We start from the raw sequence: 22,548 nt of genomic DNA, 5'->3' as shown, positions 1-22,548 counted from the left end.
CTATTTACTCATTCAATTTAACGTTACAATGTTTATATTAATGCTACTACTTTACCTAGTAGAGTCAGATCTTCGCACTAGCGACACAATAAGAGTCATACCTGAATGAAGCCATATAACAGCCTTGCCGAATTAATTAAAAATCTAGAAGATGAAATCGAATCACTTACCAAAGACGTAAGCATGTTAAAAGAACAGCCACAAAGTTTGAATGAACAAATCATTTTCAAATATATTGATACTGGCAGTACAGGTAAAACTAAAGATTATGTTAGATCATTAGGTGTTAAGTCTGAACGTGGTGCTTTTTACTCATCAGGCGATGTAACAAAGTTAATTAAAGACGGTGCCGACGACATAGCACCTGAATTACTTGATATAGCACGTAAAGTAGTACAAATGAAAAAGGCGGGCAGCTCAAAAAGATAGTTAGTAGAAAATTATAGATAGTTAGTTATATTTAGAGATCAAAACATAGCTTACATATAACTACCTTAATTGTATGACTCTGTTAATAGCGCTATTACTTATACAAATACTGATAGCGAAATATCATTCCAATAATTTCCTTTATAATTAATATGAAGGAAATTACTGAATCACAATCACTTCTTTTACTTATTACCTACTATCTATCATCAATACATCTAGTTTTATTTGAGCTTGTTTAGGCTTAGCTATATCTATAGCTTCAATCATTTCACATTCATCTCTAACCATTTCAGAAATTAAACTTGGGTATAGCCTACAATCTTCAGGTCTATTGAAATAAATACTACAAGTATACTTATTTGCTTCAAGAGAATTCGCTTTAGGGGCTATTTCTAAAAAAGGGCACTGTTTTAGACTATTGCCAGACTTAGGATCAAACCAAATCTCATCACCTTTTACATATTCGAAGATTTCAGGATGAAATATCTCCCAAAGATTCAATCTCTTCTTTAGTTGCTGAAAGATCTTCTCCGCCATATTTAATACAACACTTACCGCATTGGTTACAATCTTTCATAAACGCACACTACTTATATCAATAAAAATAATAAATCAGCTAAACAAGAAATATAAAAATGATTGTAGCACCGATGACTAGAATAAATTAGCTAAGCTATAAACATCTTAAAGACAGTATTTAACTAATAATGTTAAAGATAGTTAAGTGTCGAATATGTTTTTTCTTATATTTTTTGTTAATTAATACAAATATGATCTTTTATTATGTGATGAATCTACATAATAAAATGATAATGCGCTGAAAATGACGAATAAATACTCTTAGATATATCTGATTAAAAGCTATTTGTTCATTGTTGAGCTGTAATAGCTCCACTATTATTACCAAATTCGCATGATTTTTGAATGATTTGATTGTTTAATAAACGCTTTGAAATTAAATTCAAATAATTAACAAAAAACAGTTGACGGGGCGGCTCAAATCCTTAAAATGCGCTCCACTTCTTAAGGGAAACCAAGAGAAGCTAAGTATAGGAAATACTTAGTTCACTTAATATGGATAGCGAAGTGAGAGTTTTGAGATGTTTAGTTAAGCTTAACTGATTAATTAGACATGAGATAACTTAGAATTTGATTTGAAATTAAATCAAAAAGAATTCAAAAAGTTGTTGACATCAAAACTGAGTTGCGTAGAATGCGCATCTCGCTTCAGGCAAGGCCTGCAGCAACAAGAGCTTAACGAATGCGATTAACCTCTTTATTCTCAACGAGAATATTTCTTTAACAATTAGTTATCATGCAATTTGTGTGAACACTCACATTAAGATTGATTTTACATAGTCGGCTTAACTTCACGGTATTTATACCGTAAATTAAGAAGACGTTAAAACAGCTTAATATGATGTCACACAAAAAAGTATAATTTGAATCTTCGGATTTGAATCATACGTTTTATGTAGTTACTTACTTATGTAGGTAACACGACAGAATTCATTGAGCAGTAACACATCGCTTGCGATGAGGTTACACAAACGATTTATAATTGAAGAGTTTGATCATGGCTCAGATTGAACGCTGGCGGCAGGCTTAACACATGCAAGTCGAGCGGTAACAGAGAATAGCTTGCTATTCTGCTGACGAGCGGCGGACGGGTGAGTAATGCTTGGGAATATGCCTTATGGTGGGGGACAACAGTTGGAAACGACTGCTAATACCGCATAACGTCTACGGACCAAAGGAGGGGATTCTTCGGAACCTTTCGCCATTTGATTAGCCCAAGTGAGATTAGCTAGTTGGTAAGGTAAAGGCTTACCAAGGCGACGATCTCTAGCTGGTTTGAGAGGATGATCAGCCACACTGGGACTGAGACACGGCCCAGACTCCTACGGGAGGCAGCAGTGGGGAATATTGCACAATGGGCGAAAGCCTGATGCAGCCATGCCGCGTGTGTGAAGAAGGCCTTCGGGTTGTAAAGCACTTTCAGCGAGGAGGAAAGGGTATAAGCTAATAACTTATATCTGTGACGTTACTCGCAGAAGAAGCACCGGCTAACTTCGTGCCAGCAGCCGCGGTAATACGAGGGGTGCAAGCGTTAATCGGAATTACTGGGCGTAAAGCGTGCGTAGGTGGTTTGTTAAGCAAGATGTGAAAGCCCCGGGCTCAACCTGGGAACTGCATTTTGAACTGGCAAACTAGAGTTTTGTAGAGGGTAGTGGAATTTCCAGTGTAGCGGTGAAATGCGTAGAGATTGGAAGGAACATCAGTGGCGAAGGCGGCTACCTGGACAGAGACTGACACTGAGGCACGAAAGCGTGGGGAGCAAACAGGATTAGATACCCTGGTAGTCCACGCCGTAAACGATGTCAACTAGCCGTCTGTAGACTTGATCTGTGGGTGGCGTAGCTAACGCGCTAAGTTGACCGCCTGGGGAGTACGGCCGCAAGGTTAAAACTCAAATGAATTGACGGGGGCCCGCACAAGCGGTGGAGCATGTGGTTTAATTCGATGCAACGCGAAGAACCTTACCATCCCTTGACATCCTACTAAGTTACTAGAGATAGTTTCGTGCCTTCGGGAAAGTAGTGACAGGTGCTGCATGGCTGTCGTCAGCTCGTGTTGTGAAATGTTGGGTTAAGTCCCGCAACGAGCGCAACCCCTATCCTTATTTGCTAGCGCGTAATGGCGAGAACTCTAAGGAGACTGCCGGTGATAAACCGGAGGAAGGTGGGGACGACGTCAAGTCATCATGGCCCTTACGGGATGGGCTACACACGTGCTACAATGGCAAGTACAGAGGGCAGCAATACCGCGAGGTGGAGCGAATCCCACAAAGCTTGTCGTAGTCCGGATTGGAGTCTGCAACTCGACTCCATGAAGTCGGAATCGCTAGTAATCGTAGATCAGAATGCTACGGTGAATACGTTCCCGGGCCTTGTACACACCGCCCGTCACACCATGGGAGTGGGTTGCAAAAGAAGTGGCTAGTTTAACCCTTCGGGGAGGACGGTCACCACTTTGTGATTCATGACTGGGGTGAAGTCGTAACAAGGTAACCCTAGGGGAACCTGGGGTTGGATCACCTCCTTATCTTGAAGTAAAACGTTTTAATGGAATTTACATGCAAATGTACTTTCTGAGTGTTCACACAAATTGCCTGATAACGAAATAGAAGAAATTTGAATACAATAGGTCTGTAGCTCAGCTGGTTAGAGCGCACCCCTGATAAGGGTGAGGTCGGCAGTTCAAGTCTGCCCAGACCTACCAAATTTCTTCTTTAAAGAAAGAGACCAAATTTAACGTATCTCAACGTGTAAAATGAGATGATTTAAATTTGGTTTTTTAAACCAAATTTTTCAGTCGAATGCGTACTGGAAATTGATTCTTTAACAATCTGGAAAGCTGATATAAATACCGGTATTTATATAGCACTCAACGGTGTCGCGCTGTTGTTTGTACGTTATAAATACCAAGCTGTTGTTACTTCTTTTATCGGGAAGTAATAATGGTGATTATGTTTCCTCCTCGGAAATGTAATCAACCCGATAAAACCGTAAGGTTTTATCAACTCTTATTCAAGACACACTTTGTGTGCGTGAAAATGTCAGACTTTACAATTGGGAAGGTTTTGTCACCTTCTTGTACTGAATATCTTTCGAGACTATTTAGGGTTGTATGGTTAAGTGACTAAGCGTATGTGGTGGATGCCTTGGCAGTTAGAGGCGATGAAGGACGTGTTAATCTGCGAAAAGCTCAGATAAGGTGATAAAAACCGTTATAGTCTGAGATGTCCGAATGGGGAAACCCACCCGTCGTAAGGCGGGTATCGTTAAGTGAATACATAGCTTAACGAGGCGAACCGGGAGAACTGAAACATCTAAGTACCCCGAGGAAAAGAAATCAACCGAGATTTCGTTAGTAGCGGCGAGCGAACGCGAATTAGCCCTTAAGTGGTTTGTAAGTTAGTGGAATCTACTGGAAAGTAGAGCGATACAGGGTGATAGCCCCGTACACGAAAATAAACTTACCATGAAATCGAGTAGGTCGGCACACGTGAAACGTTGACTGAACATGGGGGGACCATCCTCCAAGGCTAAATACTCCTAACTGACCGATAGTGAACCAGTACCGTGAGGGAAAGGCGAAAAGAACCCCTGTGAGGGGAGTGAAATAGAACCTGAAACCGCATACGTACAAGCAGTGAGAGCTAGATTTAGTCTAGTGATTGCGTACCTTTTGTATAATGGGTCAGCGACTTATATTTTGTAGCAAGGTTAACCGAATAGGGGAGCCGTAGCGAAAGCGAGTGTTAACTGCGCGTTTAGTTGCAAGGTATAGACCCGAAACCCGGCGATCTACCCATGGGCAGGTTGAAGGTTGAGTAACATCAACTGGAGGACCGAACACACGTATGTTGAAAAATGCGGTGATGACTTGTGGGTCGGAGTGAAAGGCTAATCAAGCCGGGAGATAGCTGGTTCTCCCCGAAATCTATTTAGGTAGAGCCTCGCACGAACACCATTGGGGGTAGAGCACTGTTAAGGCTAGGGGGTCATCCCGACTTACCAACCCTTTGCAAACTCCGAATACCAATGAGTGATATGCGGGAGACACACTACGGGTGCTAACGTCCGTTGTGAAGAGGGAAACAACCCAGACCGCCAGCTAAGGTCCCAAAGTACTAGTTAAGTGGGAAACGATGTGGAAAGGCATAGACAGCTAGGAGGTTGGCTTAGAAGCAGCCATCCTTTAAAGAAAGCGTAATAGCTCACTAGTCGAGTCGGTCTGCGCGGAAGATGTAACGGGGCTAAACTAGTCACCGAAGCTGCGGATTTGAACTTAGGTTCAAGTGGTAGGGGAGCGTTCTGTAAGCCGTTGAAGGTGTGTTGTAAAGCATGCTGGAGGTATCAGAAGTGCGAATGCTGACATGAGTAACGATAAGGGGAGTGAAAAACTCCCCCGCCGAAAGACCAAGGTTTCCTGTCCCATGTTAATCAGGGCAGGGTAAGTCGGCCCCTAAGGCGAGGCGGAAACGCGTAGTCGATGGGAAACAGATTAATATTTCTGTACTTCTATATATTGCGAAGGAGGGACGGAGTAGGCTAAACAAGCACGGCGTTGGTAGTCCGTGTGAAAGTAAGTAGGTGGTTGTCTTAGGTAAATCCGGGACTTCATTTAAACACTGAGATACGAGACGAGACTCTACGGAGTTGAAGTTGTTGATGCCATGCTTCCAGGAAAAGCTTCTAAGCTTCAGATATATAGGAACCGTACCCCAAACCGACACAGGTGGTTAGGTAGAGAATACTAAGGCGCTTGAGAGAACTCGGGTGAAGGAACTAGGCAAAATAGTACCGTAACTTCGGGAGAAGGTACGCTCTCTCGTGTGAAACCCTTGCGGTGTAAGCACAGGAGAGTCGAAGTAACCAGGTGGCTGGAACTGTTTATTAAAAACACAGCACTGTGCAAAATCGAAAGATGACGTATACGGTGTGACGCCTGCCCGGTGCCGGAAGGTTAATTGATTCGGTTAGTCCTCGGACGAAGCTGATGATCGAAGCCCCGGTAAACGGCGGCCGTAACTATAACGGTCCTAAGGTAGCGAAATTCCTTGTCGGGTAAGTTCCGACCTGCACGAATGGCGTAATCATGGCCACACTGTCTCCACCCGAGACTCAGTGAAATTGAAATTGCGGTTAAGATGCCGTATACCCGCGGCTAGACGGAAAGACCCCGTGAACCTTTACTATAGCTTGACAGTGAACATTGCTCCTACATGTGTAGGATAGGTGGGAGGCTTTGAAGATGTGTCGCCAGATACATTGGAGCCAACCTTGAAATACCACCCTTGTATGCGTGATGTTCTAACCTAGGGCCCTAATCGGGCTTGGGGACACTGTCTGGTGGGTAGTTTGACTGGGGCGGTCTCCTCCCAAAGAGTAACGGAGGAGCACGAAGGTTGGCTAAGTATGGTCGGACATCATACGGTTAGTGCAATGGCATAAGCCAGCTTAACTGCGAGACAGACACGTCGAGCAGGTACGAAAGTAGGTCATAGTGATCCGGTGGTTCTGTATGGAAGGGCCATCGCTCAACGGATAAAAGGTACTCCGGGGATAACAGGCTGATACCGCCCAAGAGTTCATATCGACGGCGGTGTTTGGCACCTCGATGTCGGCTCATCACATCCTGGGGCTGAAGTCGGTCCCAAGGGTATGGCTGTTCGCCATTTAAAGTGGTACGCGAGCTGGGTTTAGAACGTCGTGAGACAGTTCGGTCCCTATCTGCCGTGGGCGTTTGAGAATTGAAGAGGGCTGCTCCTAGTACGAGAGGACCGGAGTGGACGAACCGCTGGTGTTCGGGTTGTTATGCCAATAGCATTGCCCGGTAGCTACGTTCGGAACTGATAACCGCTGAAAGCATCTAAGCGGGAAACAGGCTTTGAGATGAGTTCTCACTGGAGCTTTAAGCTCCCTAAAGGGTCGTTGGAGACTACAACGTTGATAGGTCAGGTGTGTAAGGACTGCGAGGTCTTGAGCTAACTGATACTAATTGCCCGTGAGGCTTAACCATACAACACCTAAATAGTTTTGGCTATGAAGTGAATTGTGTGAAGACTGACAATATTACCGAGAGGTAGGTGTAGGAATACACCATCACGTATACAACGTGTGAATAAGAGAAAATAGTATTTATATAAAGTAGTGCTGAGGCATTACTTAGCTTTCTAAGATTATTAATTGTATAGAATGCATTCTATACAAAACGATTTTGTCTAGCGACAATAGCGCTGTGGCCCCACCTGATCCCATTCCGAACTCAGAAGTGAAACGCAGTAGCGCCGATGGTAGTGTGGGAGTTCCCATGTGAGAGTAGGACATTGCTAGGCTTCTATTTAAAGAAACCCGTAGCTTATGCTACGGGTTTTTTGCTTTCTGGCGTTTGAAAAATTTTAAAGTTCATACTCTAGACGCGAAGCTAGGACGCGTTTGTTAGTTGTATTCTCCTAAAGGCCGTTCATTGATGCAGCATAGTCGGACGCCGCTCCTGCACATCCATGTGCCCACGGCATTAGTGCTTCCTTGCACGTCATTGCTAGGCTTCTAATTCAAAAAAAAGGCTATCCTAACGGATAGCCTTTTTTTGTGAGTAAAATAAAGGGAGCCAATAACTCAGCTGGTTAATATGTATTGTTGTTTTTTCTCTAATGTGAGAGCTATCATTTACACACAACAAGTCTCTACTTTGTTTATCATTCAACCAAGTTTATAAACTAACACTTCCAATGGTAAATGGTTTAAACGTTGTTCTCTAATACGAACGTACGTTTAATTCTACGAACCTAATCACTTCATTACTTTCAAATAATCGCTGTAATCACGGCATTTGTCAATCCTATAAATTCTTATTGATCTACTCTCAAATTTATAAATTATTAAAGATGAGTTTAGCTTCTTTTAATACATATCCTTGTTTATCAAGATAGCTGATATAAATGCGCTGTTAATATAATAAATAGCTGTATTTTTTTGTAATGTTTGATAGGGGCTAGCCGTTTATTCCTGTATACTATGCGACCTTAAATTTAAGTCTTTTAGTTAAGTATGAGTAATTATATTTTTCAATAAGCCTGTAATAATCATTAGCAAAAATCTAGGAAACTCCTTTGATAACAACATCGAACATTACAATGCAATTTGGCGCTGAGCCTTTGTTTGAAAACATCTCGGCTAAATTTGGCAACGGTAACCGTTACGGTTTGATAGGTGCTAATGGTTGCGGTAAATCGACTTTCATGAAAATACTAACAGGTGAGCTTACTCCTACCTCTGGTAATGTTTCTATTTCTACAGGAAATAAAGTCGGTACACTTAGCCAAGATCAATTCGCTTTCGAAAAATACAGCGTTATTGATACTGTAATTATGGGTGATGTTGCTTTATGGAAAGTAAAGCAAGAAAGAGATGCAATTTACGCTCAGGCTGAGATGAGTGAAGATGATGGTATGCGTGTTGGCGATTTAGAAAGTCAATTTGCTGAGATGGACGGTTATAGTGCTGAAAGTCGTGCGGGTGAAATATTACTAGAAGCAGGTATTGACGAGTCTTTTCATTACGGTTTAATGCAACAAGTAGCGCCTGGTAGAAAGCTTCGTGTGTTACTTGCTCAAGCCTTATTTGCTAACCCTGATATTTTACTACTTGATGAACCTACCAACAACTTGGATATTCATACTATTAGTTGGTTAGAAGACGAGCTAAACAAACGTAAATGCACCATGATTATCATTTCGCATGATAGACATTTCCTTAATGAAGTGTGTACACATATGGCTGATATTGATTACGGTGAGTTACGTATATACCCAGGTAATTATGAATTCTATCTAGCGCAATCAGGTTTATTACGTGAACAACTTTTAGCCGGTAATGAGAAGAAAGCTGCAGAAATAGAAGAGCTGCAAGACTTTGTTAACCGTTTCGGTGCAAACGCTTCTAAAGCTAAACAAGCCAGTTCTCGTGCTAAGAAGATGGATAAAATTAAACTTGATGATGTTAAAGCGTCAAGTCGTATAACACCTAAAATTTCTTTTGCTGCGGGTAAGAAAATGCATCGCCAAGCATTAGAACTTGAAGGTTTAGGGCATGGTTTCGATGGTGAATCACTATTTAAGAATGGCGATTTATTGCTAGAAGCTGGTGCTAAGCTTGCCATTATTGGTGAAAACGGCGCAGGTAAAACTACTTTTTTACGTTGCTTGATGAATGAATTAGAACCTACTGAAGGTGTAGTTAAGTGGTCTGAAAATGCATCTGTTGGTTATTGCCCACAAGATAGTGGACACTTCTTTGAGAACGAATTAACGTTAATGGATTGGATGTCGCAATGGCGTAGACCTTGTCATAACGATTTAACGGTTCGTGGTATGTTAGGTCGTATGTTATTTACAGATGACGATGCCAATAAAAAAGCGCGTAACTGTTCAGGTGGTGAGAAAAATCGTCTTCTATTCGGTATGCTAATGATGCAAGACATAAACGTTTTGATTATGGATGAGCCAACCAACCATATGGATATCGAAGCGATAGATGCATTGAATGATGCACTTAAAGAATTTGAAGGTACCTTGATTGTTGTAAGCCACGATAGAGAGTTTGTATCAAGCTTAGCGACACGTATCATTGATATTAAAGATAAAAAAGTTGTCGATTTCCAAGGCACATTAGATGAATACTTTGATAATCAAAAAAATGCAAACCAATAGCTTCATGATTTAATAACATGTTAAGTCACTAAAAAATTAGTGAGTATTGATAAAATGCCAATCAGGTCAAACTGCTTGGCATTTTTTATTTTTATACTCTAACTTCAAGTTGAATAATTAATTAATCAACTTACTATCACTTGATATTTCACCTAACTGCACCAATTTCATAATAACGCTTATCTATGAAAATTTATTATGTTGTCATTTCTTTTACCCATTATTATTTGTGTGTTACTTATTGGTTTTTCAGTAGGTAAACCTTATTGGCGTGAATATAAACGCGATGTTATTAGAAAAAAGCCTTTTAGCAAAGCATGGCGTAAAATCATTCAACGTCGCATGCCTTATTTCAAAGGAATGCCAACCGACTTACAATTACAACTAAAACAACATATCCAGATCTTTCTAGCTGAAAAAGATTTCGTTGGCTGTAACGGTATTGAAATAACTGATGAGATAAGAATAACGATCGCAGCGCAAGCTTGTTTATTGTTACTCAATAGGAAAACTGATTACTACCCTAAATTAAATACCATACTCGTTTATCCAAGTGCCTTTGTTAAAGAACAGCAAATAAGAAATGCAGATGGTGTGCAATATACAAATAGAATCGCCTTGTCAGGAGAGTCTTGGGAAATTGGTAAAATAGTATTATCTTGGCAAGATACTTTACAAGGTGCTGAAATACCAGATGATGGACATAATGTTGTGATTCATGAGTTTGCACATCAACTCGACCAAGAAGATGGAAGTGCTAATGGAGCCCCAATTTTAGGTAAAAATCAGAATTATAAGTCTTGGTCTGATGTTTTTTCTAAACAATTTGAAATACTTAAGAAACAGGCTGAATCAGGTAAATCGTCACTTTTTGATTATTACGGTGCTACAAATCCAGCCGAATTTTTTGCTGTTGTTAGTGAGGTGTTTTTTGAGCAATCACATCAATTCAATCATCAATATCCTGCGCTTTATCAACAGTTAAAACAATATTATAAAGTTGATCCTGTTCATTGGTAATTCGTTAACAGCTCCTGTTTAATAGTGCTGTATAAATTTATTTTAACAGCGCTACTATTCCTAAAATGATAAGCGTAAAATATATCATTCAATACTTCCTTATTTAATTAGCTTTTCATGTTTTTATCATTAAAAAACTCTATGCCTATTAGTGTCTGGTATATGCTCCTTTCTGCACTTGGCTTTGCTCTTATGGCAGCTTGTGTTAAATCAGTAAGCACTTATGGTATTCCTGTATTAGAAATAGTGGCAGCGAGGGCGATTGTTTCGGCGCTTATTAGTTATGCTGATATAAAACGTAAGAAGATATCATTATGGGGAAATAATAAACCTTTATTAATAGCACGAGGAACCGTAGGTGCTGTTGCCCTTATTTTTGTTTATTATGCTGTAACCACTTTGCCTCTAGCTGAAGCGACTGTTTTACAATATTTACATCCTGTATTTACAGCTGTGCTTGCCGTGATATTTTTAAAAGAAAAAGTACAACGTTCTACATTGCTTTGTATTGTAGTTAGCCTGTTAGGTTTAGGTGTTATGGTTTCGCCTAACATGCAATTCTCAGGTGCTGAATTATCAACTATGCCATATTCATGGCTAAGTATTGGAGCGGCTGTTTTAGGTGCTTTTGGTAGCGCTGTTGCGTATGTTTTAGTGAAGAAGTTAACTAAAACTGAAGATAGTTCAGTGATCATCTTTTATTTTCCTTTTGTCTCTCTACCTATTGCCATTGCTTTATTAGGTAGTGACTTTGTTATGCCTTCATTACCTGCTTTAGGTTTACTTGTATTAGTCGGTATTTTTACTCAAATAGGGCAGGTTGGTTTAACTAAAGCGCTACACAGTGCGGATGCAAATAAAGCTACGGCTTATGCTTATGTTCAAGTAGTTTTCTCTATATTAATTGGTTGGTTATGGTTTAGTGAAATTCCGCTAACCACGACTTTAATTGGCGGTGCTTTAGTGATCAGTGGTGCATTAATTAATGTCCTGTGGAAAAAGTAGAGCTTATTCATATGCTTGATCTGATGAATGTTTTAGCTGAAATAAAACGTCTTTTAAAAGACGAAACGATTGTACTTGAAGAAGAAGTACAATCATTATGGAGTGGTTACGGGCAAATTATCCGCTGTAGTAGTACAAACTCTCACACGCGTTATATTGTTAAAGTGATAGCACCTGAAAGTGCAGGTACACATCCAAGAGGCTGGAACACTTCAGCGAGTCATCAACGAAAAGTAAAATCTTACCAAGTTGAAGCAAACTTTTATCAAGATTACTCTTCACAGGCTAATGCTTCTTTAACTAATGCTCCTAAAGATAACCCAAGAGAGTTTTTCTTTTTTGTAAAGTTCCTAAATTATTTGCAAGCTATACTGATGCCGCGAATAACTTCACCTTACTTATTATGGAAGATCTCGATGATGCTGGATTTTTCGAACGTATAGATATTGCTGACTGGAACAGTTTACGACTTGCCATAAGGTGGTTAGCTTATTTTCATGCAAAGTTTATGGGAAGTACTGCAACTAACTTATGGGAAATAGGTACCTACTGGCATTTAGCTACTCGACAGGATGAGTTAGAGTCGATGGCAAACAGTGAGTTTAAAACCCATGCTAAGCTTATCGATAATGTGCTTAACAACGCAAAGTTTCAAACTTTGCTTCATGGTGATGCTAAATTCGAAAACCTATGTTTTCATCCTTCAGGAGAAGAAGTTGCAGCCGTTGATTTCCAATACATAGGGCGTGGCTCTGGTGTTAAAGATTTAGCCTACCTTGTTGGCAGCTGTTTAGATGAAGATAAACTTATTGAGTTTGATAGTTTAATTTTAGATGAATACCTTACTCAGCTAAAACAGGCGCTTATAGCGAATAATAACGCGCTCGACTTCGACGCTTTAGCCGAAGAAACAACACGACTTTATCCTGTTGCTTGGGCAGACTTTTATCGTTTTCTGTTAGGCTGGAACCCTCAAAGCTGGAAGGTGTGTGATTACTTAAAACAAAAGTCTCAAATAGGTTTAACTCGTTTATTAAAATAACCTTTATCGCCTTATTCCAAGTTCAGGTGACCATTATATTAATCTTTTCAATTGCTCAACTTGGTGATAAAAAATGTCATCAAAAGCCGTTATCGTTGTCGTTGCCATGGCGAAGTAATCTTGGTTTTTAAGTGTTATTTCTACAGTGTTTACCAAATCCTTTTCAATAACCAAAGTTAACGCTTTAATCTTCGACTTGGCTGTTTTTATATAGCTATTATGCTTCTCTATTTCGTCTGGTAAGTAATGTAAACCATCTAAAGTATCAGCTGATATGTTTTTCATATTCTCAGCTAAAAAATTCAACCTTATTTTATCTACACTTGAACAATGCTTTTGTACACTAACACCTGTTCCTATAGCTCTTGCTTGTCCTATGTTTTCGGTTAATACAACCAACTCACGCCATGCGTAACCTATATTAGGAAAACCATTGTGATGCTCAGAAGTTAGAAAGTATGCTTCAGAAGTATCTTCCAATAAATAAGATAAGTTTTTAATAAGAGAGCAATGCTGATCAAAGCTGTTACTTACTGATGGCTTAATTCTAAATTCAAGCATGCGCTCCCAATGATCGCTAAAACTCATCCACCGTTCATTCATTTTTAAGTCAGTTGTATTTAATAAATGAATGACTTGTTTTATATCTTTTTGAAGACTATTACGTTTAGCTTTTACGCTTTCATCTCCGTTTAACCATGCCGAGGTTAAACCTCTATGTTGTTGAACTAACGAGATAAGTGGTTTTAACTGCGTTATATAATTGATACCTGTTAGTTGCGATGCTTTAACTTTATTTTTTTTGATTTTTCTTATAGCAAAGGCACTGATGATGAAAAATACGATAGCGCTTATAAATAGATGTTCCATAAATACTCCTAAACAACCGTTTTTGTTAGTTTACGTAGATGATTAGCTACCGATTCTGACTGATTTGCTATGTTGGCATTTTCTTGTGCGCCAATCACAACCAGTGATATATGTTCGGCTATTTCATGGGTCGCTGCAGCCTGCTGATGTGATGCTGCACTAACCGCTTCCATACGCGACTTTACCTTGTCTGTCGCGGCATAAATTTCACTAAACGAACTATTAACTAATGCCGCTTGCTCTAGGCTGTGTCCTGTTTTATCTACAACTTCTGTCATGGTTTTAACGATTTCAGTTGTTTCTGCTAAAACTAAATTTATGTTGCTAACAATTAGGTCGGTAGCGTTAGATGTTTTTGATGCAAGCTCACGAACTTCTGTCGCAACAACAGCAAAACCTCTGCCCATATCTCCTGCACGCGCTGCTTCTATTGAGGCATTAAGTGCTAATAAGTTGGTTTGTTGGGATATTTGTTGAATGGATTCAGTGATCTTTCCTACATCTTTTACGAGGTCATTTAGTAGCACCATGCGCTTTTGCGTAGATTGAGCACGTATGCTTACATCATTTACGGCAACATTTAATAAGTCTAATGATTGTTTACCTTGCTCTGTAGTGTCTGAAGCTAAGCGGGAGGATTCATGAGTGCTTGATATTTCTTGGTTTACTTCATTGATCGATTGGCTTAATTCTTCGATGGCTGCAGCAGTAGAAGTGGTGGCGTCAGATTGCTTTTGCACGTTTATTTTAACTTTTGACGATGTTTCGATAACTTGAACAGCTGAAAATTCTACTTCTTTATTTCGTTCTTCATGATAGTTATTTATACGTCCTAACTCTCTGTAAGTACGTAACAGTTGTTCTAATAACTTGGTGTTGAATAAACTATTGAAATGAACATTTCTGTGATCAAAGTCGTGAACATTTATTTTCTCTAGCACCTGAGTTATATGTTTTATTTGATTTCGAATGATTAAAGCTACGCCAAGCACTAAATAAAAATAGCATAAAAAAATAACACCTAAACTAATGCCTTGTAATGTTAACGATGCGGCATAAAGAGCAATAGTGTAGAGCAAGATAAAAATAGTTACGTAGGTGATCCCCGCTATTTTTATGAGGGAGTTGATAGGTGATAACAGCAAGTTCAAAATACATGATCCTTATCGACATTCGCTTCAGACTGCTTAATTTGAAGCACACAAGGTGAATACAAATTAATAAAAGTTATTTAAGCATGTAGCAAAACATGAGCCAGAGTTAATCTATTGATTTTAAAGAGGTATATATTGTCGTTTGTGTTGATGTTGCACTTAAATGGTGAAAATGTTTTAAAAGGCATCATGATGGTAATGATTGAAGATTAATATGAGAGGTATTTAACTTTTCATTAAGCGTTACATTATTTCGAGAAAAAATATGTGTTTAGAGCTTATTTTGAATAGCTTTAAGTGTATCATTTAGGGATATATAACCCGTGCTAAGGTTATTGAAAGATATTAGGCATTAATATTAATTGCTGTCACATTAACACTTTATTAGATACGAGAACTTTAAATGAATTATTCTAACTTCGGCCAAAAATTCACTGGAAAATCAGGCATTGTTGAATTAATGGATGACCTAGGTAGCGCACTTAATGAAAACCCAGATATGTTATTTATGGGCGGGGGGAACCCTGGAAGAGTGCCAGAAGTTGAAGCTTATTTTGAAGAACAATTATCGGCTATTGTAAAAGATCCTGTTGCTCGTCATAGCTTGTTAGGCATTTATCAATCTCCTCAAGGTGAGAAAGGTTTTCGTGAGCAATTAGCTAACTATTTGGCCAAAGAATTTAACTGGGCTGTTAGCGACAAAAATATTGCTGTATCTAATGGTAGTCAGTCAGCTTTTTTCATTCTTTATAATATGTTGGCAGGCACAATGCCAAATGGCGATAAAAAGACTATTCATTTTCCTCTAGCTCCTGAATATATAGGTTATGCCGATGCTGGATTATCAGATGAGTTTTTCTCATCAACTAAACCTAGCATTGAAATTATAGATGATGATACTTTTAAATATCATGTAGATTTTTCTAAATTAAGCATTGATAACAGCATGGCTGCTTTGTCGGTATCGCGCCCTACAAATCCAACAGGTAATGTGATCACTGATGATGAGATTGTTCATTTAGATAAGTTAGCTAAAGAAGCGGGCATTCCATTAATTATTGATGGTGCTTATGGTTTACCATTTCCTAATATTTTATTTACTGACGCTAAACCTTACTGGAATGAAAATACTATTGTTGTATTAAGTTTATCTAAACTCGGTTTGCCAGGCATTAGAACGGGAATTGTGATTGCTAACGAGAAGTTTATTAAAGACTTCACCAATGCAAATATCATCACTAATCTTTCTTGCGGTAATTTAGGTCCAGCGTTAAGTAAAAACTTATTTAATAATAATGATATTCAAGGATTAACAAATCACGTTAAGGCCTTTTATCAACAAAAAGCAGAGAAAACAGTTGAGCTTTTAAAGCATAACCTTGCTGATGTACCTTTTAAAATACATAAACCAGAAGGCGCTATTTTCTTATGGGTTTGGTTTGAAGGTTTACCTATTCATTCAAAAGCGTTATATCAGCGTTTGAAAGCTAAAGGTGTATTAGTTATTCCTGGTGAAGACTTCTTTATTGGGATAGATGATAGCTGGCAGCATAAATATGAGTGTATACGTATATCTTACGCACAAGACGACATTGTTGTAGAGCAAGGCGTAAAAATAATCGCTGATGAAGTGAGAGCGGTTTACCAAGAGCAACTTGAATTAGCTCAAGTCTAATACCAAACGGATTAATTTATTGAGCAACTTAGAGCTACATTAGCAAGCTTAGAACAAGCAAAATTGATTAAACATAGTTATTCTATATTTTTTTAATTTTGTGATGTTATCAGTTTGCTAATGAGCTCCCGAAGGGCGAGAATTTAAAGGCTCATATGCCGCGTTATTGATTTTGACAAGGTTCCTACATGGATGTAGGACATTAGGGTAACGCAGGAGCAGTTACCGAGAATAACCATTCTCTTTAATCAATGCCTCGCCTACATGGATGTAGGTGCTTAGGTTCAGTCTGGAACTATGAACCTGTGCCTCTAAGCCTTTAAATTCTCGCTAAGTGAGCAATAAATTAATCCGTTTGGTATAATATCAGCTTTTACCTCAGATATGATGATAGGTCTAATCTCAGGTATAACAGAAATATAAAACAGCGCCGAAATAAACTTGGGCGCTGTTCATTAGATTTTAGAGTGATTTAAGCATTCTATAAATCATGTAAACTTACCTAATATACTGTTTACTCACTCTGCGTGTTAAACCACAAAATAGCGCATAGGCAATGGTTTCAGAATATTGAGCGACTTTGTTTGCTAAAATATTATCCCCCCAAAGTTCAACATCAAATCCAATACAGTTCTGATCTTCAAACATCGACAGATCTACCATAAGCATATCCATAGATACTCGACCTAATATTTTACTCTGCTTACCATTAATATAAACAGGCGTACCGTTAGCTGCATGCCTCGGGTACCCATCAGCATAACCAATTGAAACCGTGCCGATTTGAGTGGTTTCTTCAGCTTTCCATAGGCAGTTATAGCCGACTGTTTCACCTGGATTAATAGTGCGTTGAGATATCACTTTGGCTTTAAACATCATGGCAGGCCGAAGAGACTTGCCAACAAACTCGCTATCAATAGGTGAAGCACCGTAGAGCATAATTCCAGGACGGATCCATTGATGTCTAGATACAGCATTATTTAAAATAGCTGAAGAGTTGGCTAAACTAACTTCTCCAGGTAAATCTCCAAGCGTGTCTATAAACAACTCTGTTTGTTGCTGGGTTTCGATTGAAGTAACATCATCTGAAGATGAGAAATGACTCATGTGAACAATCTGTTCTACTTGGCTTAACTGGTTTAGTTGATGCCATACATCAAAATACTCTTCAGGTAAGAACCCTAAGCGATGCATGCCTGAATCCATTTTTAACCAAATATGAATGGGCTGAGTTAATTTTGCTTTTTTTAATTCCTCTAGTTGATACTGTGAATGTATAACACACCATAAATTATTTTCACTGATGTACTCTAATTCATCAGCGGTGAAGAAACCTTCTAATAATAAAATAGGTTGTGTAATACCTGAATCACGTAACTCTTTTGCTTCTTCAATACACGCTACACCAAAAGCATCAGCGACATCTGCTAACGCTTTAGCCACTTCTACAGCACCATGCCCGTAGGCATTAGCTTTAACTGTGGCAATGGCTTTAGTGTTTCTAGCAAGTGATTTTGCATATAAATAGTTCTGTTTAATTGCATTTAATTTAATAACTGCAGTTGCTGATCTAGCCATATGTCACCTCCTAATGCGCGTAACGTGCGATGGATAAGCCAGAATCATCAATGTCTGGCGGTTTACAACTAATTATGTCGCTAATAAATTTCGCCGAGCCTAAAGACATCGTCCAACCTAAAGTTCCATGACCTGTGTTCAAGAATAAATTTTCGATATTTGTTTTACCTAATATAGGTGTGCCGTCAGGTGTCATTGGTCTTAAACCTGTCCAGAAATCAGCTTTGGCTAAATCAGCAGCATGAGGAAATAAATCAGCCACTGAAAACTCAATATTCTTACGACGTTTTTCAGTTAACGCTAAGTTATAAGATGTTATTTCAGCTGTGCCCCCTACACGTATTTGGTCGCCTAAACGTGTAATCGCAACCTTGTAGGTTTCATCCATAATTGTTGATTCAGGAGCCGCAGAGTAATCTTCAATAGGTATAGTTAATGAATAACCTTTAACAGGGTAAACAGGTACTTTGATACCAATATCTGAAAGCATATGAGTAGAGTAGGAGCCCAGCGCCATTAAATAAGCGTCAGCTGTGAACTCACCTTTATCTGTTGTAACACTTGTTATTTCATCGCCTTGTTTATTTAGTTTCTGAATATCAGTATCCATAACAAACTTAACACCCAACTTTTCGCACTCTTTTGCTAGTTCAGTTACAAACATATGGCAGTTGCCTGTTTCATCATTTGGTAAACGAATACCACCAACCACTTTATTGATTGTATGTTTTAGTGCAGGTTCATAAGCTAAGCATTCATCAGGTGTTAGTATTTGATGATCAACACCACATTCGTTTAACACTTGAATGTCTTTTTTAGAGCTTTTTACTTGGCTTTCTGTACGGAACAATTGCAGAGTACCTTGTGTTCTATGTTCGTATTCAATATTAATTTCACTACGAAGGTCTCGTAAACAGTTACGACTATATTCAGCCACTCTCATCATTCGTGATTTATTGATGTGATAATCTTTGCTATTACAGTTGGCAACCATTTTGGTCATCCATAGCAAGGTTTCCATATCTAAATCTCGCGTGCTAATTTTTAAAGGTGCTAACTCTTGCATCAACCATTTAATTGCTTTGGCTGGAATACCTGGAGCTGCCCAAGGTGCAGAATATCCTGGAGATATTTGACCTGCATTGGCGAAGCTTGTTTCGTTAGCAACGGTTGTTTGTCTGTCAACAACGGTGACTTCATGTCCTGACTTAGCTAAATACCAAGCACTGGTGACTCCTATAACTCCAGAGCCTAAGACTAAAACTTTCATTTGTACCTCTACTTATTTCTTAGTTAAAAAAACAATCATAGATGACATCAGTAATAATTAATGTGGGTATTTCTGATTTTTTCAGGATAAAAAACTGCTTTGAAAGTAGTTTTTGGTGTTTTAGTCTGAAAATAAGCTGGTCTAATCTGTGTTGTTGTTTAAATGAGCAAGTGCGTGCAGGTAAATAATGAGGCGAACGTAGATATGTTGTTTGTAAAAGGAGTTTCTTTAGTTTCAGTTCCGAATCTGGCTAGTTTATACCAAAAAACACGTTATGATGTGCTTCTGCCGTTTGGATTAGTTGCTTAGTTAGGTTAGTGTTTATGTTAGATTCAGGTGTTTTAAACTCAGCTACTTCAGGGGGATCTGCTTTAGGGTTATCTCCTTTAGACCCTAACGTTTGTCAAAAAGCTCGCTTGTCTCGTGATCCGCGTTTTGATGGTAAGTTTTTTACAGCGGTGAAAACCACTAAAATATATTGTCGAAGTATTTGTCCTGTTAGTCCGCCTAAAGAAGAAAATGTTTTATATTTTTCAAGCGCCGTTGAATGCGCCAATGCAGGTTTTCGTCCTTGTTTACGTTGTCGACCTGACAGTGCGCCAAACTCGCCCGCATGGAAAGGGGTAAACGCAACACTTGATAGAGCTATTCGATTAATTGATGAAGGCGCTTTACAGCAAAATTCATTACCCGAACTTGCAGAAAGGTTAGGGATTAGTGATCGATATTTACGCCAACTCTTCGATAAGTATTTAGGCATGTCGCCCAAGGCATATGTACTTTATCAACAATGTTTATTTGCTAAACAGTTACTTCATCAAACGCAATTACCGATTACCGAAGTGGCTTTAGCTAGTGGGTTTTCAAGTATCAGACGTTTTAATGATTGCTTTCAATCGCAGCTAAATTTAACACCATCGTCATTACGGAAATCTAAGATGAATTCTCTTAATAAGTTAAAGCTTAAATTATATTACCGCCCACCATTCGACTGGCCGTATATGCAAAAGTTACTCGAAGCCAGAGCAATAAAAGGTTTAGAGTGGGGCGATAGCAGCAGCTATGGTCGTACTTTTAATTGGTTAGACACCACAGGTAGCTTTACTGCAATACATAATAAAGACAAACATTTGTTTGATGTTGAAATTGAACTTAATGATGTAAAGCATTTAAAAAGTATTGTGAATAATATAAAACGCATTTTAGATTTAGACGTAGACATAAAGTCTGTAGAGCATGATCTCCAACAAAGCTTTGTTGATGGATTCTCTCTTAATTCTGGAATTCGGTTACCAGGCATTTGGGATATGTATGAAGCGGGAATAAGAGCCATACTCGGACAACAAATATCAGTGACAGCGGCACGAAACTTAGTTGAAACGTTGGTTATTAATTTAGGCGTTAAAGTCGAGAATAATATCGAAGACACGAACACTAAAAATGTTAATGCTGAAAACACTAAGCCAAAGCAAGAACGTTATTTATTTCCATCGCCTCAAGCTATTGTTGATTGTGAATTAGACTTTTTTAAAATGCCAGGTTCCCGCAAACAAACACTAAGAAACTTAGCGCAACATTATATAACAAGTAATGAACCGAATGATCCTACCGAATGGCTCAAGCTAAAAGGTATAGGCCCTTGGACAGTTGAATATGCTCAACTAAGAGGCTTAAGTGATCCTGACATTTTTTTAGGTGGGGATTTAGGTGTGAAAAAAGCCATGGAACAACTTAAAGACCAATTTAAAACCGACTTCACGCCAGAGCAAGTGTCACCTTGGCGTAGCTATTTAACGTTTCAATTATGGAGCCAGTTATCATGATCGCTAATAAAAGTACTGCCAATAAAAATAGTAAAATCAAAAACAGTCGCGAAGAAAGTCAAAATAAAAGCGAAAGTTATACTGATTATTTCAACTCTCCGTTAGGCTTAATTGAATGCAAAGCCACAGAGAAAGGTTTAGCTCATGTGATTTTTTGTGGTGATCAAACCTCAGAAATTAAACCAAATCACATCACTGAATTATGTAAGCAGCAGTTAGAACAATACTTTAATGGTGAGTTGAGTCAGTTTAATGTACCGCTCGATCCTAAAGGCACTGAATTTCAGAAAAGTGTATGGCAGTGTTTATCAATCATACCTTTTGGTGAAACAGCGAGTTATCTTGATATTGCAAAAATGGTGAATAAACCTAAAGGTTCGCAAGCAGTAGGTGGTGCAAACGGCAGAAACCCGATAAGTATTATTGTGCCATGCCACAGAGTCGTTGGCTCTAATGGTTCGTTAACGGGTTATGCTGGCGGAATAGAGCGTAAATTATGGTTATTGAATCATGAAGGCATTGAGCTAAAACCTTCAAAAGAAAACGCAGCATTAGATCTGAAGAATGTGATCAAATCTCGACAATCTAAAACCCAGTTTTTGACATAGCTTAAAAATATACCTAAAAGGTTAATTTTTAATAAATCTATAAGCCTAATTCTTGGCGCTTGAGTTATAATAGATAAATCTTTTGAAAATATCTTTCAAAGCAATTTATACCTTTTAGGCAACTTAATGATAAATAATGTAATTCTTCGACGTGTGTGTAATATTTTTGATTTTAACAATGATAAAGTTTGTTCTATTTTTGAACTTGGACAATGTCAGGTTTCAGCAGAACAACTCACTCAAATTTTTATTGAAAAAAATGATCCTACATACAAAGAATTATTGGATGTTGAATTAGCCGCTTTTTTAAATGGCTTAATTGAAGACCAACGCGGCCCAAGTGATGGCCCTAAACGTGACGCAGAAGATAGCCTAAACAATAACGCTATATTTAATAAACTTAAAATAGCCTTATCTTTAAAAGCTGATGAAGTGTTAGCTATTTTAGAATTAGGTAAAATAACCTTAAGTAAATATGAGTTAAGCGCCTTTTTCAGAAACGTTAATCATAAAAACTATAAAGAATGTTCTGATGATGTTTTATCAGCATTTTTATCAGGTCTTAAAATTAAGCATGAACAGTAAATAATACTTTAAATACGTGCTCACTAATCATTAAAGTAGCTGGTTTCAACAATAAAATAGAATTGACGTGTAATAAATCACCGTTCTTTAGATTTTAATTCTTTTAACTCAGTACTTTGATGGTTTAACATTTTTCAATACTTCTACAAAGTAGAATATCTCAATAATATTGTCTCAAGTAGTTGTTTATACTTTGCTCTATCGCC

The 22,548-nt window shown here is 38.4% G+C and carries 14 protein-coding genes, 1 tRNA gene, 3 rRNA genes and 1 pseudogene; 14 read left to right on the top strand and 5 right to left on the bottom strand.

The window, feature by feature from the left end; translation table 11 throughout:
* Positions 1-105: 105 nt before the first annotated feature.
* On the top strand, positions 106-429 hold the full coding sequence (locus ACPUVN_RS10690) for a hypothetical protein (protein WP_426369068.1): 324 nt from the start codon (positions 106-108) through the stop codon (positions 427-429).
* A gap of 192 nt (positions 430-621) precedes the next feature.
* Here the strand turns inward: ACPUVN_RS10690 and ACPUVN_RS10685 are convergent.
* Positions 622-1,009: pseudogene (locus tag ACPUVN_RS10685) on the bottom strand (YkgJ family cysteine cluster protein).
* Positions 1,010-1,990: 981 nt separating this feature from the next.
* Here ACPUVN_RS10685 and ACPUVN_RS10680 point away from each other — a divergent pair.
* The 9 genes from ACPUVN_RS10680 to ACPUVN_RS10640 all read left to right on the top strand — a co-directional run bounded on the left by ACPUVN_RS10680 (position 1,991) and on the right by ACPUVN_RS10640 (position 12,779).
* Positions 1,991-3,537: ribosomal RNA gene (locus ACPUVN_RS10680) — 16S ribosomal RNA — on the top strand.
* A gap of 100 nt (positions 3,538-3,637) precedes the next feature.
* Positions 3,638-3,714 (top strand) — tRNA-Ile (locus ACPUVN_RS10675).
* Positions 3,715-4,124: 410 nt separating this feature from the next.
* Positions 4,125-7,020, top strand: a 23S ribosomal RNA gene (locus ACPUVN_RS10670).
* A 201-nt stretch (positions 7,021-7,221) separates the two neighbouring features.
* Positions 7,222-7,336, top strand: a 5S ribosomal RNA gene (rrf, locus tag ACPUVN_RS10665).
* Together the 16S, 23S and 5S rRNA genes with 1 tRNA gene alongside form the textbook arrangement of a ribosomal RNA operon.
* A gap of 777 nt (positions 7,337-8,113) precedes the next feature.
* Positions 8,114-9,712 (top strand): ABC-F family ATPase, encoded by a 1,599-nt coding sequence (locus ACPUVN_RS10660; RefSeq protein WP_426360332.1) that lies wholly within the window; start codon positions 8,114-8,116, stop codon positions 9,710-9,712.
* A gap of 198 nt (positions 9,713-9,910) precedes the next feature.
* Positions 9,911-10,732 (top strand): zinc-dependent peptidase, encoded by an 822-nt coding sequence (locus ACPUVN_RS10655; protein WP_426369067.1) that lies wholly within the window; start codon positions 9,911-9,913, stop codon positions 10,730-10,732.
* A 117-nt stretch (positions 10,733-10,849) separates the two neighbouring features.
* Positions 10,850-11,737 (top strand): DMT family transporter, encoded by an 888-nt coding sequence (locus ACPUVN_RS10650; RefSeq protein ID WP_426360334.1) that lies wholly within the window; start codon positions 10,850-10,852, stop codon positions 11,735-11,737.
* On the top strand, positions 11,725-12,180 hold the full coding sequence (locus ACPUVN_RS10645; protein ID WP_426369066.1) for a hypothetical protein: 456 nt from the start codon (positions 11,725-11,727) through the stop codon (positions 12,178-12,180). The genes ACPUVN_RS10650 and ACPUVN_RS10645 overlap by 13 nt, the downstream gene beginning before the upstream one ends.
* On the top strand, positions 12,141-12,779 hold the full coding sequence (locus ACPUVN_RS10640) for a phosphotransferase (RefSeq protein ID WP_426369065.1): 639 nt from the start codon (positions 12,141-12,143) through the stop codon (positions 12,777-12,779). Before ACPUVN_RS10645 ends, ACPUVN_RS10640 begins: the two co-directional genes overlap by 40 nt.
* Positions 12,780-12,812: 33 nt before the next feature.
* Here ACPUVN_RS10640 and ACPUVN_RS10635 read toward each other — a convergent pair whose 3' ends face one another.
* Together ACPUVN_RS10635 and ACPUVN_RS10630 are read right to left on the bottom strand one after the other, a co-directional pair.
* The gene (locus tag ACPUVN_RS10635) at positions 12,813-13,649 is read right to left on the bottom strand and encodes a nitrate- and nitrite sensing domain-containing protein (protein ID WP_426360336.1); all 837 of its coding nucleotides are present in this window, start codon (positions 13,647-13,649) and stop codon (positions 12,813-12,815) included.
* Positions 13,650-13,657: 8 nt separating this feature from the next.
* On the bottom strand, positions 13,658-14,800 hold the full coding sequence (locus ACPUVN_RS10630; RefSeq protein ID WP_426369064.1) for a methyl-accepting chemotaxis protein: 1,143 nt from the start codon (positions 14,798-14,800) through the stop codon (positions 13,658-13,660).
* 406 nt (positions 14,801-15,206) lie between these two features.
* On the opposite strand from ACPUVN_RS10630, the gene ACPUVN_RS10625 reads away from it, so the two are divergent.
* Positions 15,207-16,478: a valine--pyruvate transaminase gene (locus ACPUVN_RS10625; RefSeq protein ID WP_426360338.1), complete on the top strand. Its 1,272-nt coding sequence runs from the start codon at positions 15,207-15,209 to the stop codon at positions 16,476-16,478.
* Positions 16,479-16,976: 498 nt separating this feature from the next.
* Here the strand turns inward: ACPUVN_RS10625 and alr are convergent, their stop codons facing one another.
* Positions 16,977-18,056 carry an alanine racemase gene (gene alr, locus ACPUVN_RS10620; protein ID WP_426360339.1) on the bottom strand — a complete coding sequence of 360 codons (1,080 nt, stop codon included), beginning with the start codon at positions 18,054-18,056 and terminating at the stop codon, positions 16,977-16,979.
* A gap of 10 nt (positions 18,057-18,066) precedes the next feature.
* Complete coding sequence (locus ACPUVN_RS10615) at positions 18,067-19,326, bottom strand: D-amino acid dehydrogenase (RefSeq protein ID WP_426360340.1); 1,260 nt, start codon at positions 19,324-19,326, stop codon at positions 18,067-18,069.
* Between the two features lie 323 nt (positions 19,327-19,649).
* Here ACPUVN_RS10615 and ACPUVN_RS10610 point away from each other — a divergent pair, with 323 nt between their 5' ends.
* The 3 genes from ACPUVN_RS10610 (at position 19,650) to ACPUVN_RS10600 (ending at position 22,342) form a co-directional block, all read left to right on the top strand.
* Complete coding sequence (locus tag ACPUVN_RS10610; RefSeq protein WP_426360341.1) at positions 19,650-21,149, top strand: DNA-3-methyladenine glycosylase 2 family protein; 1,500 nt, start codon at positions 19,650-19,652, stop codon at positions 21,147-21,149.
* On the top strand, positions 21,146-21,757 hold the full coding sequence (locus ACPUVN_RS10605; protein WP_426369063.1) for a methylated-DNA--[protein]-cysteine S-methyltransferase: 612 nt from the start codon (positions 21,146-21,148) through the stop codon (positions 21,755-21,757). The genes ACPUVN_RS10610 and ACPUVN_RS10605 overlap by 4 nt, the downstream gene beginning before the upstream one ends.
* Before the next feature lie 126 nt (positions 21,758-21,883).
* Positions 21,884-22,342, top strand: coding sequence for a DUF1456 family protein (locus ACPUVN_RS10600; protein ID WP_426360343.1), 459 nt, complete (start codon positions 21,884-21,886; stop codon positions 22,340-22,342).
* The last annotated feature ends 206 nt before the right edge of the window (positions 22,343-22,548 follow it).

Origin of the sequence: Pseudocolwellia antarctica, assembly GCF_049933045.1 — a bacterium.
Lineage (GTDB): Bacteria > Pseudomonadota > Gammaproteobacteria > Enterobacterales > Alteromonadaceae > Pseudocolwellia.
The sequence above is the reverse complement of the archived record's forward strand: the minus strand, read 5'-3'. Positions and strand labels throughout refer to the sequence as shown.

Coding starts and splice junctions, on each gene's coding strand:
- ACPUVN_RS10655 (WP_426369067.1), top strand. CDS start 9,911: ATGTTGTCATTTCTTTTACCCATTATTATTTGTGTGTTACTTATTGGT.
- ACPUVN_RS10615 (WP_426360340.1), bottom strand. CDS start 19,326: ATGAAAGTTTTAGTCTTAGGCTCTGGAGTTATAGGAGTCACCAGTGCT.
- ACPUVN_RS10610 (WP_426360341.1), top strand. CDS start 19,650: ATGTTAGATTCAGGTGTTTTAAACTCAGCTACTTCAGGGGGATCTGCT.
- ACPUVN_RS10635 (WP_426360336.1), bottom strand. CDS start 13,649: ATGGAACATCTATTTATAAGCGCTATCGTATTTTTCATCATCAGTGCC.
- ACPUVN_RS10690 (WP_426369068.1), top strand. CDS start 106: ATGAAGCCATATAACAGCCTTGCCGAATTAATTAAAAATCTAGAAGAT.
- ACPUVN_RS10625 (WP_426360338.1), top strand. CDS start 15,207: ATGAATTATTCTAACTTCGGCCAAAAATTCACTGGAAAATCAGGCATT.
- ACPUVN_RS10605 (WP_426369063.1), top strand. CDS start 21,146: ATGATCGCTAATAAAAGTACTGCCAATAAAAATAGTAAAATCAAAAAC.
- ACPUVN_RS10650 (WP_426360334.1), top strand. CDS start 10,850: ATGTTTTTATCATTAAAAAACTCTATGCCTATTAGTGTCTGGTATATG.
- alr (WP_426360339.1), bottom strand. CDS start 18,056: ATGGCTAGATCAGCAACTGCAGTTATTAAATTAAATGCAATTAAACAG.
- ACPUVN_RS10600 (WP_426360343.1), top strand. CDS start 21,884: ATGATAAATAATGTAATTCTTCGACGTGTGTGTAATATTTTTGATTTT.
- ACPUVN_RS10640 (WP_426369065.1), top strand. CDS start 12,141: ATGGAAGATCTCGATGATGCTGGATTTTTCGAACGTATAGATATTGCT.